Raw genomic sequence first — 18,630 nt, 5'->3', positions numbered from 1 at the left:
CGCCGCCGGAAAACCACCCCCCCCCCCGGCCGGTGTCTCTGGGGGGGCGCCCCCACCATTGCCCGCCCCCCCCCCCCCCGGGGGGGGGGGCCCCGCCCCCCCCCGCCGCTGCTGCGACGCAAGATGTTGGGGAACCGCTGCTTTGCTAGCGTGTGCTGCGTGCAGGCATGCGGCGGGGATGTCCGCGCGCCTGCGCGCAGCGCACGTGCACTGCGTTGTGCCGCTCTCCAACGCCACTGCCGTACTGCTGAGTTGTCGAAAGGAACCTGCCATGCCGCTGCACGTTGTCCGTTCGCCCCGCCGTACCCGCCTTTCCGCCAGCCTGATGTTGCTGCTGCTGGGAGGCAGTGCCGGCGCCTGGGCACAGGGCGCGCCGCAGCTGCTGTTCCATGTGTCGGCCGACAACGGCTTCACCGCCGATACCGCGCAAGGCGAGGCGGTTCCGAACTTCCAGGACAAGGTCAAACGCGTGCCCGATGGCGCGCACGGTGCTGCCATCCAGTGGGAAGACGACGGCGTGCTGTCGTGGAACGCGCCGGGCAACATCCAGGCACAACGCGGCACCCTGGGCTTCTTCTGGCGCCCCCGCTACGCGGTGGGTGAAGCGCCGTTCGTGATTTTCCGGGTCGGCTATGCCGACCACAGCAGCTGGGACATGGCCTGGCTGCGCATCGACTGGAACGGCCACGGCTTCGATGCCTTCGTGACCGACGCCAACCTGGCACGCACCCGCGTGTCATTCAAACTGGATGCCCTTCCGTCGCCAGAGCAGTGGCAGCACATCGCCTTCGGCTGGGACGAGAACCACGGCGTGCGCCTGTACGTGGACGGCAAAGAGGTCGCCCGCCAGGAAACCACCGCCGATTACGATGCGGCGCTGGACCAGCTCGGCCTGGCCGGCCGGGTGATGGCGCCCTACCAGGTGCAGAGCCGCTATAACTTCCTGCGCGGCAGCGATGTCGACGAGATCCGGGTGTACGACCAGCTGCTGGATCCCGCCGGAATGTCCGCGCTGGCGGCGAACAAGGCACCGAGCACCGCCGTCGCCGATACCGGCGCGATGCGCGCGTGGAACCATCGCTTCGGCTGGGACAGCGCCGCTCCGCCCGCGTTGGCCAGCCCGACCACCACCATCCGCAAGATCGAGTTCGCCGACACCAAAGACCACAAGCAGTGGATGTGGAAGGCCACCGATGGCATCGCCGAGACCACCTGGCCGGGCGTGTACAACCGCTCGCGCCTGCCCGGCCGCAACGACTATTTCCAGCTGCCCGACTGGAACACCTACGTGGAAGGCGGGCAGCAGCTGGACCTGACCCTGCCTGAGGGTGAGACCGTCAACCGCATCGAAGTGCGCGGCGCGGCCTTTGGCGCGCTCAGTCACAGCGTGGGCAGCGCGGCGGCCACAACGCTGCTGCAGCGCCCGCAGGGCGTGGTGCGCAGCGTTGACCCGATTCCGGCGCAGACCGGCGGGGTGCTGCACTTCCGCAACACCGCGCAGGAAACCCCCATCCAGGAAATCTGGGCCTACCAGGTCAGCGACGCGCCCGAGCCGACGGGCACCGTCAAGCAACGGTACCTGATCGACAGCCAGGCACGGCCGGACTACCTCAACATCACCGCGCTGCGCGACTACATCGACGGCCGCTATCCGGCGGCCGAACGCAGCACCGTGATGGCCCTGCCCAAGGGCGCAGGTTCGCGGCGGCGTGCGGCCGATACGCTGCCGGCCAACCCACTGCCGATCGTGCACGTGCTGATTCCTTCCGGCGTGGGCGACGCCCCCGCTGCACAGCCGTTGATCCGCAGCTGGGCGCACAGCTGGGAAAACATGCATGACGGCCTGGATGGCGTGGCCATCGACCTGCCTGCGCTGGACCTGCCGGCGGCGAAGGACGGGCTCATTCCGCTCAACATCCGCATCAAGGACCCGATCTGGCCGGCGCGCGACATGATCGACGTGTCGGTGTCGGTGAAGCCGAACGAGAAGCGCACGCTGTGGCTGGACCTGCGCGACCGCATCCTCACCGCCGACAGCCTGTGGATCAGCATCGCTTCCGGTGCGCCCGGATTCAACGCCGGCTCGCTGGACGGCGCGGAAATCCGCATGGTGTACAAGGATCGCGCCGAAGCGAAAAAGGAACATGTAGCCGACCGCTTCAACCAGGCCCGCGACAACTGGGGCTTCCTGGTCGAAGAGCACACCACCTCCAAGCGCCAGCGCCTGTATGCGCGCGTGTACGCGGACCTGACCGACCTGCTGCGGGTCGACCCGGACCACGAACTGGGGCGCTTGTACTGGAACTACATCAGCTACAACAGCCAGGGCAAACCGCCGTTCGCCCAGCCCGAGGCGCCCAAGGGCGTGCCACTGTGGGCGTTCCGCCAGACCGAAGACCTGAAGTACGTGCGCCGCTTCGTGGACTGGTGGATCGACAACCGCCAGATCGCCTACGGCGATTTCGGTGGCGGCATCTCCGACGACACCGACCTGACCCAGCAGTGGCCGGGCCTGGCGCTGATGGGCGTGGAGCCGGACCGGCTCAACCGCTCGCTCACCGCGCTGTCCGATGCGGTGTACCGCAACGGCATGTTCTCCAATGGCCTGAGCACCATCGAAACCGATGAGCTGCACGCCTACGAGGAAGGCATCAACGCCAACAGCGCCATGCTCTACCTCAACTGGGGCGACCCGCTCACGGTGGAGCGCCTGATGGAAACGGTGAAGGCGTTCGACGAGCGCATCATCCTGCCCAACCCGCAGGGCCACCTGCTGTTCTCCAGCAACTGGTTCGGCGGCAACAAGGTCTACCGCGAGCCGAACTGGCAGTGGCAGAAGCCGTATTCGTTCCCGGCACTGCACCCGGCCTTCCTGATGGGCCAGTACAACGCCGACCCGACCGGCCGCAAGCTGGTCACCGGGCTGGCCGACAGCTACCTGGCCCACGCCTACACCGACGACAAGGGCCGCTGGGCGCTGCCCAACGAGATCAACTGGGCCACCGGCAAGGTGCGCGGCGGTGAGCTCAACAACGGCTCCGGCGGCGGCGATGTGATGCACACCTTCTGGGCGGCGTGGCGCTGGACCGGCGACGACAAGTACCTGAAGGCGCTGGACTACCGCGTGCAGCGGGGGGGCCCTGGCGCACTGGCCAACCTGGGCGAAAACTTCGTCGAGGTGCTGGGAAAGGGCGCGGATTGGAACCCCGGCTTGGTCGCCGATGCCGATGCAGGCAACACCGGGTTCACCAGCCTGATGGCGTGGCAGGCCACTGGCGACAAGAAGTACCTGGAAGCGCTGCACGCCGATGGCATCCAGGCCAAGGCGCAGCGCGAGTACATGAACACCGAAGGTCACTGGTGGTCGGACCGGGTGGAAGCACCGAGTGAGTTCCTGCAGCGGGCACGCCTGGGCGGTATCGCGCTCAAGCGCAACCAGAGCTGGCCGGGCCACACGGTGAGCTGGCGCTTCGCCCAGCCCGATGCAGCCGAGCAGGTGGCGCTGCTGGTGCATGCACCGTCCACCGAGCGCTTCAAGGTGATTGCCTACAACACCGGCAAGCGCGCGGTGGATGCGCAGATGAGCACGTGGAATGTCACCGCCGGGACCTGGCGGATGACCAGCGGGGTGGACCGCGACGGGGATGACCGGATCGACGGCAGGGCCGACGTGCGCGAGGTGACGCTCGAGCGCAGCGCGTCCGTGCCACTGCGGTTCGCGCCGGGGCAGGCGCAGGTGGTGGAGTTCGAACTGATCCAGGCGGGCACGCCGGTGGAACAGCGGCCCGACCTGGCGGTAGGCCGTGGCGACGTGCGCGTGGATGGCCGCCAGGTGCACGTGACCGTGCACAGCCTGGGGCATGTGGGCACGCCGTTGGGCACGGCGGTGCTGGAAGATGCGGGCGGGCGCGAGCTGGCGCGGATCGAGATTCCAGCGATGGCAGCGCCCACGGATCTGGTGCCGAAGACCACCACGGTGGGATTGCCACTGCCGGCCGGCAACCGCAGCGGCCTGAAGGTGCGGGTGATGTTGGCCGAGGGCGGCGCCGAAGTGACCCAGCTCAACAACGTGGTGGCGGTCGAGTGACCGCCTACAACGTCACCGCCCCCTCGATACACGTCACGCAGGCACCCCCGATCCACAGCGCATCCCCCACCCGTTCCACCTGCACGCGGCCGGCGCGACCCATCACCGTGCCCTGGCTGATCACATACCGGTCCGGCGCCGCGCTCTCCCGCAGCAACCATCGCGCGATACCCGCATTGAGGCTGCCGGTCACCGGATCCTCCGGCGCGGCCTCGCCGGCAATGAACGCGCGCGATTCAAAATCTGCATCCACCGCGTCGCCTTCGCCACACGCGGCGAACACGCCCAGCATCAGCCCATCCAACGCCGCGTAATCGGGGCGCACCGCCAACACGGCCGCACGGCTGCGCAATCGCAACGCCAACCACCGCGGGCCGTTGTCCACCCATTGCGCATCGACCAGTTCATCCACGGCCACCCCCAATCCCGCCCGCACCTGCTCGCGCAACGACGGGTCCAACGGCCCCTCCCGCCGCAACGGCGGCGCCTCGAACGCCAACCCGGCCGCATCGCGGCGGATCCGCACCAACCCGATCCCGCACTCCTGCACGATTTCCGCCCCATGCGGCACGCCGCCATTGGCCAGCCATGCATGGCAGCTGCCCAGCGTGGGATGCCCGGCGAACGGCAGCTCGCCCAGCGTAGTGAATATCCGCACGCGGTAATCGGCACGCGGGTCGTTGGGCTTCGATACGAACGTGGTCTCGCTCAGGTTGGTCCAGCGCGCAAAGGCGGCCATGCGCGCATCGCTCAACCCATCGGCATCAAGCACCACGGCCAGCGGATTGCCCAGCAGCGGATCGGTGCTGAAGACGTTGACCTGGAGGAAGGGGTGGGACGTCATGGGCAGCGGTTCCTTGGCGGGATGTGGCGACATGCGGGCATCTTGGCGGTGAACCCTGCATCAAATCTAGGATCTTTTTCAACGCACCACCCCAATGGCCGCAGATAGCATCTGGTCGTCATCACCACACCGATGCACAGCGCCACCTCTCTTGGGAAACACCTATGAACACCAACGTCGCCGACATTGATGAGGCGGTGCCGATCGAGGCATGTCCGCGGCCACAGCCTGACGCTTCCGGCGCAACTCACGATTGGCGGGTGCGGGAGTACCAGGACGGCGGCGTGGACCACGTTGAAGTCCGCGACGGCACGGGCCGGGTGCAATTGGTCATCGCCTACGCCGCGGGCGTGTTCTGGGCACTCCATGTTGGATTTCCCACAGCGCGGGTGTCGTTGCCGAACTGGCGGTTGAAGTTGCCCGAGGGCGCCAGCGCCACGGAGGTCTACGCCGGAACGCGTTTCTCGCTCACCCGTTTCAGCAGAGGCGAAGAAGCGGTGTGGCGCATCCAACCCGCATGACTGCGGGTGCGGCAACGCCGCGTCACGCGGCGTCGGTTTCCATTTCCTTCATGCGGCGCTCGTACCAGCCGTCGTGGTCGGGTTCGAAGATCGCGCTGCGGGTCATTTCGCCTTGGTAGACGTGCACGGAAATGGCCAGCCGCTCGTCGCTGGTGTTGCGGATGGTGTGGTACTCGTGCGGCGGAATCAGGCTGCCGGCGCTGCCGCAGTCGCCGATCACCGACGGCTCGGCCTGGAAGCGGAAGCGTTCGCCCCTGCGTTCGAGCAGCCGGTACTGGGTGACTTCCAGTTGCCCCAGCCACACCCCTTCCACGCACCACAGGCCGCTGTGGTCATGCAGCGGCGTGCCCTGCCCCGGCGCCCAGCTCATCGCCACGATGCTGTAGCCGTGCGCCGGGCTGCGGTACAGCTCGCGGCGTGCGTAGTGGTCGCTGATCGGGCGGTGCACGCAGGCCGGCAGCTGGATGCGGCTGTCGGCAATGGCCTCGCAGAGCGCACCGCGCAAGGTTCTGGCGATCTGCTGGGGATCGTCATGCTGCACGGCGTGATCGATGGCGGCTATCAATCGATCGCGGCCATGGAACGGCGGAAAGGGATCGCAATGGTCCTGCATGCCCCCAGTCTAGGCGATGGAGGTTAAGGACATGTTTGATCTGAATCACGGCAAATAACTGCGTATTGGCCGAAAATCTATTGGATTTCGTTGTTTGGTTGATGCTGCCTATCGTTGTTTGGAGTGGGCCGACGGTGCGTGGGACACGCGTGGCGTGTCGCTACATCGTGCCTCGCTGTACGAACGGGGCCTGCTGGTACAGGCGTCGTTCGCCGCGACGCGGGTCGTCAGCGAGCCGTGGCGGGGTGTTGAACAGCATCGTCTGGCGGCGATCAAGCCCGTACTGCTCCCACTGCGGCAGCCCAGGGTGCTGCGGGTTGCCGGTGCGGGCGAAGGCGATCAGGGCATCGCTCATCGCTGCCGCCATGCGCTGCGCGTCGGCCGCTTCACCGGTACGCGAACCCTCTGCCCGGGTGTTGTCGAACACCAGCGGGATATCCAGCGTGTGGAAGGCGCCCAGCCTGCCGCCGTCCAGCGGTGAGCCCCAATCGAGCTGGTACGCCCAGGTGGGCGCGCCCTGCCGCGCGCGTGCTTCCAGTTCCTCCACCGCCCCGCGCCAGGAGCGGCCGGCGGTGGTGGCGGCGAAGAACACATCAGAGGGCGTGTAGTGCGGATACAGGCGCCGATACTCGGCGATCACCACCGATGGCAGCAGATCGACGAACTGTTCCTTCTCCAGCCTGGCCGGCAACGTCTCCCAGGTCAGCGCGAAGTTGGCCGGGTCGTGGCCGAGGAACGCGCGCGTTTCGTCGTGGGTGTTGCCGATCACCATGGGGATCCCGGCGGACTGCTCGGGCGCCTGCGGCCAGAACGGGTGTGCCGGCAGCGCGCCGCCATCGACCACGGGCCCGAAGTACAGGCTGGTGTTCTCCACCCGCGACGGATCGCGCGCGCGGGTGGCCGCCAGCAGCGCCGACACCGGCAGCGCCAGCAAGCCCTCCACATCCTGTGCGCCTACCGCCTGCATGGCGATCTGCGCACGCTGGGTGGCCGCACGCGGGCCGGCCGCGGTGACCTGCTGGCCGCTCATGGTCCACGCGCGCTGGAACAGGCCGCGCGCGGCGGGCATGGCCATCAGCGTGGCGATCTTGGCGCCGCCGCCGGACTGACCGAACACGGTGATGTTGCCGGCATCGCCACCGAACTCGTGCGCATGTTCGCGCACCCACCGCAGGGCCTGGATCAGATCGAGCTGGCCCACGTTGCCCGAATCGGCGAACCGCGCATCGCCCAGCTGTGCCAGGTAAAGGTAGCCGAACACATTGAGCCGGTGGTTGACGGTGACCACCACCACATCGCCACGCTGGCACAGCGCGCTGCCGTCGTACTGCGGGTCGCTGCCGGAGCCGTTGTTGTAGGCGCCACCGTGGATGTAGAACAGGATCGGCCGGGGCTTGCCGTCGCGCAGCGCCGGCGTCCACACGTTGAGGTACAGGCAGTCTTCGCTGCCGGGGCCGTCCTCCTTGCTGACCTGCGGCGCGGCCGGGCCGTAGGCCAGTGCATCGCGCACCCCGCGCCACGGCAGCTCAGGCAGCGCCGGCTGGAAGCGCCGGGTCGCGGTGTCCGCGCCATAGGGCACGCCAAGGAAACGGTGCACGCCCTGGTCATACCGGCCGCGCAGGCGGCCGCCGCGCACCGTCGCCAGCGAAACGGTCGGGGTGGTGCCGGTAGACGCGCCTGCAAGCGATGACGCCAGCGGCAACGTACCGGCCGCCAGCAGCATTGCGTAGCGCGCACTGTCGCGCAGGAAGCGGCGGCGCTGCAGGTCGGCAGGGGCGAGCGTCATGGCGCCTTCTCACCGTTCTGCGCCTGCATCCAGTGCAGCGCAAGGGTGGGCCACTGGGTGGCAAGCGCAGCGGGCGGCAGGCGTACACCGAAGCCGTGCCCGCCGTGTGCGAACAGGTGCATTTCACTGGGCACGCCCGCCGCCAGCAGTGCCTGGTAGTACAGCAGGCTGTTGTGCACGGAGACCACGTCGTCGTCCTGCGCGTGGACCAGGAAGGTAGGCGGGGTCTGCGCGCTGACCTGCGCCTGCATCGAATACTGCTGCTCCAGCGCGGGCGTGGGGTGTTCGCCCAGCAGCCGGGTGCGCGAGCCGCTGTGCGCGTGCCGGCCCATGTCGATCACCGGGTACAGCAGCAGCGCGAAATCCGGGCGCGCGCTGAGCGCATCGGTGGCATCGCCGATGCCCGGCAGCGCGGTGGCGTAGCCGTTGCTCAGCCGCGCAGCAACATGGCCGCCGGCGGAAAAACCGATGACGCCGATCCGTTGCGGATCCAGCTGCCACTTCGTTGCGCCGGCGCGGATCACCCGCATCGCGCGCTTTGCATCGGCCAGTGCGGCCTGGCGGTCCCCGCGCCCGGCCGGCAGCCGGTAGCGCAGCACGAACAGGGTTACCCCACCCTGCTCCACGAAGCCCGGCACCAGCGCGGTGCCTTCCTTGTCCAGCACGATGCGCTGGTAGCCGCCACCGGGAATGACCAGCAGGGCGGTGCCGTTGGGTCTGGCCGGGCGGTAGGCGACCAGGTACGGCGCGCTGACGTTGTCGATGTAGCGGTCCGGCAGCGCGGGGTCGGCGCTGCGCTCGACCACGTTGGGCACTGCGGCGCGCTTGGGCTCACCGGGCACCCTGCCGGCGGGCCAGAGCGCGATGCGGGTGGGCGTGCCGGGGGCGGGCTCGCTCTGCGGCACCGGGCGCTCAACGGCCTGGGCCGGCGGTGGGGCAACGGCGGCCAGCAGGCAGCCGACCAACAGGGACATCAACACAGCACAACGCATCCGCGGCAGTCCTCTCAGGGGTGGGCAAACGGTAGCGTGCCGGGCTCGTGCAGGTTCTGACGCGGTGCACATTGCCAATGACACCGGTTTACCATATACAGCTCATCCAAGTGCTGTCGATGGGCAGTGCAACAATTCACCGGGAGACCCGCTTGAGCAACGATCAAGGCAAACAGGACCTGCCAGAACAAGGGTTGGGCGACATCGCCCACGCGTTCGTCACGGCCCGCCAGCAGGGCCGTTCACTGCCGGATTTCCCCGGAACCATCCCGGAAGACCTGGTCACCGCCTACCAGGTGCAGGACCAGGCCATCGCGCTCTGGGACGACGAGGTAGTGGGCTGGAAGGTCGGCTACATTGCCGCCGAGCGCCGCGATGGCTCCGGCGACGACCGCCTGCTGGGCCCGATCTTCTCTCAGCGGCTCTGGAATGCTACCGGTGGAACAGTGGACATCCCGGTGTTCGTCGGCGGCTTCGGCGCGGTGGAAGCCGAGTACGTGATCCAGCTGCTGCAGGACGCCCCGGCCGACAAGCTGCACTGGACCGCCGAAGAGGCTGAAGCCCTGCCCGCCAAGCTGTTCATCGGCGTGGAAGTGGCCAGCAGCCCGCTCGCCACCATCAACAAACTGGGCCCGCGCGTAGTGGTGTCGGACTTCGGCAACAACAACGGCCTGGTGCTGGGCCCGGAGATTGCGGACTGGACCTCGCTGGACGATGCCGACCTGCGCGCCGAAACCCGCATTGAAGGCGAAGTGGTAGGCACCGGTGGCGCCACCCTGCTGCCGGGTGGCCTGCGCACCGCGTATGCCTTCGCGCTGGCCCGTTCGGCCCAGCGTGGCCGTCCGCTGAAAGCCGGCGATCTGATCGCCAGTGGCAATGCCACCGGTATCCATGACATCGCCGTAGGCCAACAGGCACTGATCCGTTTCGCCGGTTACGGCGACATTACCTGCAGGGCCATCGCCGCCGGGTAACCGTGCGGCCATGGCGAGTACGCTTGGGAGGGCGCAGATGATTACTCGCAGAAGTTTCCTTGCCACCAGCGTGGGCGCGCTCAGCGTGCCCCTGTTGTCGGCCGGGTGTTCACGTTCCACCGGTGACGCGCCCGATGGCGCGCGCCTGTTGACCGCAACCGATGTGCATGTGGCCGACTACCCCACCGTGACCGCGGTGAAGTGGATCGCCCAGCAGCTGGAAGCGAAGACCGGCGGCCGCCTGCGGCTGCGCCAGTACCATTCGGGCCAGCTCGGCCGCGAATCGGAAGCGATCGACATGGCCCGCTTCGGGGTCATCGACATCACCCGCGTGTATTCCGGCGCGCTCAACAACGCCTTCCCGCTCACCCAGGCGCTGTGCCTGCCCTACGTGTTCGATTCGGTGGCGCACATGCGCCGCGCGCTCGACGGCGGCGTGGCCGATACCGTGCTGCGCGGCTTTGAAAACCGCGACCTGGTGGGACTCGCGATCTACGATTCGGGCGCGCGCTGCTTCTACAACACCAAGCATCCGATCGTGGAACCGAAAGACCTGCACGGCCTGAAGCTGCGCGTGGCCTCCTCGGACATCTTCATCCAGCTGATGCGCCTGCTGGGCGCCAACCCGACCCCGATGTCGCTGGGCGACACCTTCTCGGGCATGGAAACGCACATGATCGACGGTGCGGAAAACAACATGCGCAGCTTCCACTCCAGCCGCCACTTCGAGGCCGCGCGCTACTGGTCGCAGAGCGACCATTCGTATGCGCCGGACGTGCTGCTGATGTCGCGCCGCAGCTTTGAATCGCTCAGCCCGGAAGACCGCCAGCTGCTGCTGCAGACCGCGCGCGAATCGGTAGGGGTGATGCGCCAGCAGTGGGACGCCTCGGAAAGCACCGCCCGCCAGGCGGTGGCCGACTTCGGCATCCAGTTCAACGAGGTCGACATGCCGGCCTTCCGCAAGGCCGCCGACCCGTTGCTGCAGCAGTACCTGCAGCAGCCGGAGCTGGCTGCCCTCACCCGTCGCATCCGCGACTTCGCCTGAGGCCTGCCGCGATGTCCGACCCGACTTCCGAAACCACCGCCGACCTGCGCACGCTGCCGCAGCGCGCACTCGACGGCATTGCCGACATCACCATCTACATCGCCGTACTTGCCCTGCTCGGGCTGGTGGTGGTGCAGGGCTGGCAGGTGTTCGCCCGCTATGTGATCAACGATTCGCCCAGCTGGACCGAGCCGGTGACCCTGCTGCTGCTGGCCACCGCCATGAGCCTGGGCGCGGCCACCGGCGTGCACACCCGTCGCCACTTTGGCTTCTTCCTGCTGGCCGCGCACATGCCCGCCGGCCTGCGTCGCGCGGTGGATGTATTCGCCTCGCTGGTGGTCGCGGTGCTGGGCGTGGTGATTGCCTGGTGGGCCGGCGTGCTGCTGCTGGACGGGCTGGACATCAAGACCGCCGGCGCCAACCTGCCGCAGAGCATCAACTACCTGCCGCTGTGCATTGGCGGTGCGCTGATGGCGGTGTTCGCCGTGAACCAGATGGTGCAGGCCGTGCAACCGGCCATCGCTGAAGCAGAGGGAGACCGCTGAGTCATGGGTATTACGATTCTTTTCACTGTATTTGCGGTGCTGCTGCTGCTCGGCGTGCCGGTGGCCTACGCGCTGGCCGCGGCGGCGCTGGCCACCCTGTGGTACCTGGACCTGCCGACGCTGGTGCTGGTGCAGCAGATTTCGGCCGGTACCGGTTCGGCCTCGCTGATCGCCATTCCACTGTTCATCTTCGCCGGCGAAATCATGATGCGCGGCGGCATCTCCGAACGGCTGATCGCGCTGGCCTCGTCGCTGGTCGGGCGCCTGCGTGGCGGCCTGGGCCAGGTCTCGATCCTGTCCTCGCTGTTCTTCGGCGGTGTATCCGGCTCGGCAATCGCCGACGTGTCGGCGGTCGGCGGCACGATGATCCCGCAGATGGTCAAGCGCGGCTACGACCGCGACTTCGCGGTAAACGTCAGCATCACGGCTGCATTGGTGGCGCTGCTGGTGCCACCGTCGCACAACCTGATCCTGTTCTCGGCGGCAGCCGGCGGTGGCCTGTCCATCGCCGACCTGTTCGCGGCAGGCATCATGCCGGCGCTGCTGATGACCGTGGCACTGATGGTCACCGGCTATGTGGTGGCGCGCCGTCGCGGCTACGGGGTGGAAGTGTTCCCCGGCTGGCGTGCGGTGCTGCTGCGCATGGTCTCGGCCCTGCCCGGCCTGGGCCTGGTGGCGCTGATCTTCGTGGGTATCCGTGCCGGCATCTTCACCGCCGTTGAAAGCGCGGCCATTGCCGTGGTGTATGCCCTGCTCGTGACCACGGTGCTGTACCGCCAGCTCGACTGGCGCGAGTTCCTGGGCACGGTGACCCATGCCGCGCGCAGCACCGGCGTGATCCTGTTCGTCATTGCTACCGCGGCGGTGTTCGGCTGGCTGCTGGCCTACCTGCAGGTACCGGCGGCCGCAGTGGAGTTCCTGCAGTCCTTCGCGCACAGCAAGTTCATGGTGCTGTTGATGATCGTGGTGATGTTGCTGCTGCTGGGCACCTTCATGGACCTGGCGCCGATGATCCTGATCTGCACGCCGATCTTCCTGCCGGTGGCCAAGGCCTACGGGATCGACCCGATCCACTTCGGCCTGGTGCTGGTGCTGACCGGCGGCCTGGGCCTGGTGACCCCGCCGGTGGGCTCGGTGCTGTTCATCGGCACGGCGATCGGCAAGATCAGCGTGGGCGAAAGCATGCGGTCGATCTGGCCGTTCTGGTTCGCGGCGCTGGCGGTGCTGTTCATCGTCACCTTCTTCCCGCAGCTGTCGCTGTGGCTGCCGGCGCTGCTGCGCGCCTGACCGCGCGGCGGCCCCGTGCCGCCATCGCGGATGTGGACCCGCCTTCGCGGGCGGGTCCTGCACCGAACCAGGGAGACACCCCATGCGTATGAAGACCCTGCTGGCCGGGCTGGCCACCGCCGGCCTGCTGCTCGCCGGCGCCCTGCATGCCGCCGATGTGCCGACCACGTCGTGGAAGCGTGGCATCGAGAACCAGCGCCAGGCCGACCTGGGCAACGGCACCTTCCTCAACCCGGTGTTCGCCGGCGACCGCCCCGATCCGTCGGTGCTCAAGGATGGCGACGACTACTACCTCACCCTGTCCTCCTTCGACGCCTACCCGGGCCTGCCGATCTGGCATTCGCGCGACCTGGTGAACTGGCAGCCGCTGGGCCACGCGATCACGAAGAATGTCGGCGCGATCTGGGCACCGGACATCGTCAAACACGACGGCCGCTACTTCATCTACTTCCCGGCACGCACCGGCGAAACCCGCAGCAACTTCGTGGTGTGGTCGGACAACATCCGCGGGCCGTGGAGCGAGCCGATCGACATCGGGCTGGGCGGTTACATCGACCCCGGCCATGCGGTGGGCGAAGACGGCAAGCGCTACCTGTTCCTCAGCGGCGGCGCCTACGTGCAGCTGGCCGACGATGGCCTGAGCGTGGTGGGCAAGCCCAAACACGTCTACGACGGCTGGAAGTACCCGGAAAGCTGGGACGTGGAGGCCTACGCGCAGGAAGGCCCGAAGATCAATTTCCACAATGGCTGGTACTACATGACCACCGCCGTGGGCGGCACCGCCGGCCCGCCGACCGGGCACATGGTGATCACCGCGCGCTCGCGCTCGATCCACGGGCCGTGGGTGAACGCGCCGAACAACCCGATTACCCGCACGAAGTCCGCCAGTGAGCCGTGGTGGTCGCGTGGCCATGCCACCGTGGTGGAAGGCACCGACGGGCGCTGGTGGATGATCTACCACGGCTACGAGAACGGCTACTGGACCCTGGGCCGCCAGGCGCTGCTGGAGCCGATCGAGTGGACCGACGATGGCTGGTTCGTGGCAAAGGGCGGCGACCTCGGCCAGCCGCTGGCCAAGCCTTCGGGCGACTCGGTCGGCCCGCACGGCATGGCGCTGTCGGACGACTTCACCGGCAAGACCCTGGGCGCGCAGTGGTCGTTCTTCAATCCGGCCCAGGACGAGTACAAGCGCCTCGGCTTCAGCGCCAACGGCCTGACCCTGCAGGGCAAGGGCGACACCCCGAAGGACAGCTCGCCGCTGACCGCCATCGCCGGCGACCAGGCTTACCAGTTCGAGGTCGAAATGGACATCGCGCCCGGCGCGGTCGGCGGTGCCCTGCTCTTCTACAGCGACCGGCTGTACGTGGGCGTGGGCAGCAACGGCGAGAAGTTCATCATGCACCGCTACGGCGAGGAGCGCCCCACCCGGCTGGCCCCCAGTGCCAAAGGCGGCAAGCTGTGGCTGCGGGTGACCAACAACCGCCACATCGTGACCATCCATTCCAGCACCGACGGCAAAACCTGGCAGAAGTACCCGGTTCAGATGGAAGTCTCCGGCTACCATCACAATGTGGCCGGGAAGTTCCTCGCCCTGAAGCCGGCCCTGTACGCTGCCGGCGACGGCAAGGTGACCTTCCGCCAGTTCCGCTACCGCGCCCTTGATTGAGGGCGCCGGTAGACTCCTTCGACCTCTCATGGTTTGAACACATGTCACTGCGCAGCAAGACCGACCCGTCACCGCACGGGTTGACCAAGGGCAAGGCCGCCACGATCAATGACATCGCGCGGCTGTCGGGTGTATCCAAGAAAACGGTTTCGCGGATCATCAACAACTCGCCACTGGTGCGCAAGGACACCCGTGAGAAGGTGGAAACGCTGATGCGCGAGGTGGGCTACACGCCCGACCCGCTGGCACGCGGGCTGGCCTTCCGCCGCTCGTTCCTGATCGGCATGGTCTACGACAACCCCACCGCGCAGTACATCGTGGACATGCAGTACGGCGCGCTGGACGCGCTGCGCGGCTCCAGCTTCGAGCTGGTGGTGCACCCGTGCGATTCGCGCAGCCCCGGCTACATCGAAGGCGTGCGCCGCTTCGTGCAGCAGCAGAAGCTGCACGGGGTGATCCTCGTGCCGCGTGCCTCGGAAGACCAGGCGCTGGTGGACATGCTCGATGAGATCGGCTGCCGCTTCACCCGCATCGCCGCGCTGCCGCTGGATGACACCTCGCAGATGGTGGTGACCCATGACCGCGACGGCGCCGCCGAAGCGGCCGATTACCTGCTGTCGCTGGGCCACCGCGACATCGCGCTGGTCACCGGCCCCAGCGCCTACCGCTCGGCGCACGAGCGCACCGCCGGCTTCATCGATGCCCTCGCCCAGCGCGGGATCGAGCTGCCGCCCGGGCGCATCGTGGAAGCCGGCTATACCTTCGAATCCGGTGTGGCCGCCGCCGAAAAGCTGCTGCTGGGCAAGCAGCGCCCGACCGCGATCTTTACCGGTAACGATGAAATGGCCGCCGGTATCTACAAGGTGGCGCTGCGCGCGGGCATCAACATTCCGCGCCAGCTGTCCATCATCGGCTACGACGACAGCCCGCTGGCCTCGCGCCTGTGGCCGTCGCTGACCTCGGTGCGCCGCCACACCCGCGACACCGGCCGCACCGCCGCCGCGATGCTGGTCCAGCCCGATGGCCAGGCCGCGCTGCAGATCGCCAGCGTGCGCCCGCACCTGATCGTGCGCGATTCGTGCCAACCGCCGGAGGACTGACGGGACGGTGCGGGTCACGACCAACGGTCGTGACCTACCGGCAAGGCAGCCCACCCGGCTGAACGCCCCACGAGATGATTCCACGCGGTAGGTCACGACCGTTGGTCGTGACTTCCCACCGATCCCGCAATGCAAAATGACACCGGTTTCCTCCTTGGCTAGAATGGGGGGAAATCGCGCCGGGGCCGCCCCGTCGGCCCACCCCTGCTCTGGAGACGCCATGTACTGCAAGACCCACTACGCCACCCATCCCGACGCCATCAAGGGCGCCAGCAACGATGACCTGCGCGAGCTGTACCTGCTCGACGGCCTGTTCAATGCCGATGCGGTGACCCTGAAGTACACCCACTACGAGCGCTTCGTGCTCGGCGGTGCGGCCCCGGTGAAGGGCCCGGTGTCGCTGCCGAAGCAGACCGAACCGGCCTCCGCCGCCGGCCATGCGTTCCTGGAGCGCCGCGAGCTGGGCATCATCAACGTCGGCGCCGGCAGCGGCACCGTCACCGTCGACGGCACCGTGTACACGCTGGGCCCGAAGGACGGCCTGTACGTGGCCATGGGCAGCGAAGAGGTGGTGTTCGCCTCCGACGACGCGGCCAACCCCGCGCAGTTCTACCTGGCCTCGACCCCGGCGCATGCGCGCTTCGAGACCAAGCAGCTGTCCATCAAGGATGCGGTTGCGCTGGAACGCGGCGCGCTGGAAACCAGCAACGAACGCACCATCTACCAGTACATCGTGCCGGCCACCTGCCAGTCCTCGCAGCTGCTGCTGGGCCTGACCGTGCTGAAGCCGGGCAGCGTCTGGAACACCATGCCGCCGCACCTGCACGACCGTCGCAGCGAGGTCTATTTCTACTTCGACCTGGGCCAGAACGACCGCGTGTACCACTTCATGGGCGAGCCGGACGCGCAGCGCCACATCGTGATCCAGAACAACGAAGCGGTGGTGTCCCCGCCGTGGTCGATCCACATGGGTGCCGGCACCAGCAACTACGCCTTCATCTGGGCGATGGGCGGCGAAAACCTGGATTACACCGACATGCACGTGCTGGACATCTGCCAGCTCAAGTAACCCACACCGCATTGGATAAGGACCGTAACTGCAATGGCTAATCCGTTCAGTCTGGAAGGCAAGGTCGCCCTCGTTACCGGTGGCAACACCGGCCTGGGGCAGGGCATCGCCGTGGCGCTGGCCCAGGCCGGCGCCGATGTGGCCGTGGCCGGCATCGCGCCGCCCACCGACACCATCGCAAAGATCACCGCGCTCGGCCGCCGCTGCCTGGCGGTGGAAGCAAACCTGATCAGCATCGAGCCGGTGGAGCGGGTGATCCGCGAAACCATCGAAGGGTTGGGTGGCCTGGATATCCTGGTCAACAACGCCGGCCTGATCCGCCGCGCCGATGCGGTGGACTTCAGCGAGCAGGACTGGGACGACGTGATGAACGTCAACATCAAGTCCGCGTTCTTCATCTCGCAGGCCGCCGGCCGCCACTTCATCGCGCAGGGCCGCGGCAAGATCATCAACATCGCCTCGATGCTGTCCTTCCAAGGCGGAATCCGGGTGCCGTCGTACACCGCCAGCAAGAGCGGCATCGCCGGCATCACCCGCCTGCTGGCGAATGAGTGGGCCAACAAGGGCATCAACGTCAACGCGATCGCCCCGGGTTACATGGCCACCGACAACACTACCGCCCTGCGCGCCGACCAGGACCGCAACAAGTCCATCCTCGACCGCATTCCGGCCGGGCGTTGGGGTACTCCGGAAGACCTCGCCGGTACGGCGGTGTTCCTGGCGTCCAGCGCTTCGGATTACGTCAACGGTTCGGTGATTCCCGTGGATGGGGGTTGGCTGGCCCGGTGATGCATGGGTATCGACCAACGGTCGATACCTACCGGGATCAGATCGTCGGCCGCGAACCCGCGGCGCAAGACCGGTAGGTACCGACCGTTGGTCGGTACCCCCGCAAAACGTCCTGACGGTAGCGCCGGCCGTTGGCCGGCCCTCCTGGAGCCCGAACATGCACCGCTTCCTGCTCCCGATGCTTTTCTTGTTCGCGGCGGTCTCCACACACGCGGCGCCGCACCGTATTTTCATTGCCGGCGATTCCACCGCTGCCGACTACGGCCCCGAACGCGCGCCGCTGATGGGCTGGGGCCAGGCCCTGCCGAGTTATCTGGACCCCGCCGTCTGGCAGGTCCGCAATCACGCCAAGGCGGGTCGCAGCGCGCGCAGCTTCATCGAGGAAAAACGCCTCGATGCGATCGCAGCCGAGATCCAGCCCGGCGACATGCTGCTGATCCAGTTCGGCCACAACGACGCCAAGTTCGAAGATCCCACCCGTTACAACGATCCGGTCACTGCCTACCCGCAATACCTGATGCGCTACGTGCAGCTGGCCCGCGAGAAGCGCGCTACACCGGTGCTCATCACTCCGGTGGCGCGGCTGCTGTACGACTTCGGTTCGCTGCTCGACACGCATGGGTTGTACACCCAGACCGTAAAGCAGCTGGCCGAGCGCGAACAGGTGGCGCTGATCGATCTCAACGCCAGCTCCACCCGCTGGATCCGCGCGCTGGGCGAGCAGGGCGCCAAGCCGTACTTCCTGTTCGTGCCCGAACAGAACAAGGCCGACGGCACCCACTTCAGCGTGGCCGGTGCCACCGCCGTGGCCTGCCTGGTGATGCGCGACTGGGTGGCGCTGCAGCCCACCATGAAGCCGGCGCTGAAGCGCGACATCGATTGTGACGTCAGCCAGGCCGCAGGGCAGGGCGCTGACCCGGCCAAGCCGTCGAAGGTTGTCCATGAGCGCGATATCGCCGTTACCCAGCCTGGCCCGCACGGTGGCGCCGGCCCGACCACGGCGTACCCGTTCTTCGCCGACGACAAGGACCTGCCGTTCGTGCTGCGCAAGCGCGTGCTGCACAAGGGCGCCGGCATCGGCCTGCACCCGCAGCACAAGGACGAGATCTATTACATCGTCAGCGGGCAGGGCAGCTACGTACTGGATGGCAAACAGTACGACGTGGCGGCCGGCGACGCGCTGCTTACCCGGGCAGGCAGCCTGCATGCGCTGCAGCAGCGCGGGGAGCAGGATCTGGTGGTGCTGCTGGCGTACCCGCGGTGAAGCCAGCCGGGCAGGGCCTGGCTCTACAGACGCTAACCTTCAAAAGCG

At 67.5% G+C, this 18,630-nt stretch carries 15 protein-coding genes; 11 read left to right on the top strand and 4 right to left on the bottom strand.

The window, feature by feature from the left end; all coding sequences use genetic code 11:
- Window positions 1–271: 271 nt before the first annotated feature.
- Window positions 272–4,087 carry a LamG-like jellyroll fold domain-containing protein gene (locus tag ACQG3P_RS06605; RefSeq protein WP_426804573.1) on the top strand — a complete coding sequence of 1,272 codons (3,816 nt, stop codon included), beginning with the start codon at window positions 272–274 and terminating at the stop codon, window positions 4,085–4,087.
- Window positions 4,088–4,091: 4 nt separating this feature from the next.
- Here the strand turns inward: ACQG3P_RS06605 and ACQG3P_RS06600 are convergent, their stop codons facing one another.
- Entirely contained in the window at window positions 4,092–4,931 is an 840-nt protein-coding gene (locus ACQG3P_RS06600) for a PhzF family phenazine biosynthesis protein (RefSeq protein ID WP_426804572.1), read from the bottom strand.
- 164 nt (window positions 4,932–5,095) lie between these two features.
- Here ACQG3P_RS06600 and ACQG3P_RS06595 point away from each other — a divergent pair, with 164 nt between their 5' ends.
- Window positions 5,096–5,452, top strand: coding sequence for a hypothetical protein (locus ACQG3P_RS06595; protein ID WP_320458267.1), 357 nt, complete (start codon window positions 5,096–5,098; stop codon window positions 5,450–5,452).
- Between the two features lie 22 nt (window positions 5,453–5,474).
- Here the strand turns inward: ACQG3P_RS06595 and ACQG3P_RS06590 are convergent, their stop codons facing one another.
- From ACQG3P_RS06590 to ACQG3P_RS06580, 3 genes are all read right to left on the bottom strand, one after another.
- The gene (locus ACQG3P_RS06590; protein ID WP_426804571.1) at window positions 5,475–6,065 is read right to left on the bottom strand and encodes a cysteine dioxygenase; all 591 of its coding nucleotides are present in this window, start codon (window positions 6,063–6,065) and stop codon (window positions 5,475–5,477) included.
- Between the two features lie 160 nt (window positions 6,066–6,225).
- Complete coding sequence (locus ACQG3P_RS06585; protein ID WP_426804570.1) at window positions 6,226–7,851, bottom strand: carboxylesterase/lipase family protein; 1,626 nt, start codon at window positions 7,849–7,851, stop codon at window positions 6,226–6,228.
- Window positions 7,848–8,825, bottom strand: coding sequence for an alpha/beta hydrolase (locus tag ACQG3P_RS06580; RefSeq protein ID WP_426804569.1), 978 nt, complete (start codon window positions 8,823–8,825; stop codon window positions 7,848–7,850). Before ACQG3P_RS06580 ends, ACQG3P_RS06585 begins: the two co-directional genes overlap by 4 nt.
- A 170-nt stretch (window positions 8,826–8,995) precedes the next feature.
- On the opposite strand from ACQG3P_RS06580, the gene ACQG3P_RS06575 reads away from it, so the two are divergent.
- The 9 genes from ACQG3P_RS06575 to ACQG3P_RS06535 all read left to right on the top strand — a co-directional run bounded on the left by ACQG3P_RS06575 (window position 8,996) and on the right by ACQG3P_RS06535 (window position 18,582).
- Window positions 8,996–9,817 (top strand): 2-keto-4-pentenoate hydratase, encoded by an 822-nt coding sequence (locus tag ACQG3P_RS06575; protein ID WP_426804568.1) that lies wholly within the window; start codon window positions 8,996–8,998, stop codon window positions 9,815–9,817.
- A 37-nt stretch (window positions 9,818–9,854) separates the two neighbouring features.
- Window positions 9,855–10,862, top strand: coding sequence for a TRAP transporter substrate-binding protein (locus ACQG3P_RS06570; protein WP_426804567.1), 1,008 nt, complete (start codon window positions 9,855–9,857; stop codon window positions 10,860–10,862).
- Window positions 10,863–10,873: 11 nt separating this feature from the next.
- Window positions 10,874–11,407 (top strand): TRAP transporter small permease, encoded by a 534-nt coding sequence (locus ACQG3P_RS06565; RefSeq protein WP_426804566.1) that lies wholly within the window; start codon window positions 10,874–10,876, stop codon window positions 11,405–11,407.
- 3 nt (window positions 11,408–11,410) lie between these two features.
- A complete protein-coding gene (locus tag ACQG3P_RS06560; RefSeq protein WP_184126327.1) occupies window positions 11,411–12,694 on the top strand; it encodes a TRAP transporter large permease in 1,284 nt (427 codons plus the stop codon).
- An 88-nt stretch (window positions 12,695–12,782) separates the two neighbouring features.
- Window positions 12,783–14,360, top strand: a complete 1,578-nt coding sequence (locus ACQG3P_RS06555) for a family 43 glycosylhydrolase (RefSeq protein ID WP_426804625.1) — start codon at window positions 12,783–12,785, stop codon at window positions 14,358–14,360.
- A gap of 41 nt (window positions 14,361–14,401) precedes the next feature.
- Window positions 14,402–15,460: a LacI family DNA-binding transcriptional regulator gene (locus ACQG3P_RS06550; RefSeq protein WP_093535383.1), complete on the top strand. Its 1,059-nt coding sequence runs from the start codon at window positions 14,402–14,404 to the stop codon at window positions 15,458–15,460.
- 220 nt (window positions 15,461–15,680) lie between these two features.
- On the top strand, window positions 15,681–16,529 hold the full coding sequence (kduI, locus tag ACQG3P_RS06545; protein WP_068848104.1) for a 5-dehydro-4-deoxy-D-glucuronate isomerase: 849 nt from the start codon (window positions 15,681–15,683) through the stop codon (window positions 16,527–16,529).
- Between the two features lie 33 nt (window positions 16,530–16,562).
- Window positions 16,563–17,318, top strand: coding sequence for a 2-dehydro-3-deoxy-D-gluconate 5-dehydrogenase KduD (gene kduD / locus ACQG3P_RS06540; protein ID WP_426804565.1), 756 nt, complete (start codon window positions 16,563–16,565; stop codon window positions 17,316–17,318).
- Between the two features lie 157 nt (window positions 17,319–17,475).
- Window positions 17,476–18,582, top strand: a complete 1,107-nt coding sequence (locus ACQG3P_RS06535; protein WP_426804564.1) for a GDSL-type esterase/lipase family protein — start codon at window positions 17,476–17,478, stop codon at window positions 18,580–18,582.
- The last annotated feature ends 48 nt before the right edge of the window (window positions 18,583–18,630 follow it).

The sequence above is a fragment of the Stenotrophomonas sp. SrG genome (assembly GCF_050031795.1).
Classification (GTDB): Bacteria; Pseudomonadota; Gammaproteobacteria; order Xanthomonadales; family Xanthomonadaceae; genus Stenotrophomonas; species Stenotrophomonas rhizophila_A.
Note: the sequence above shows the minus strand (reverse complement) of the source record. Positions and strands in the feature narration are given on the sequence as shown.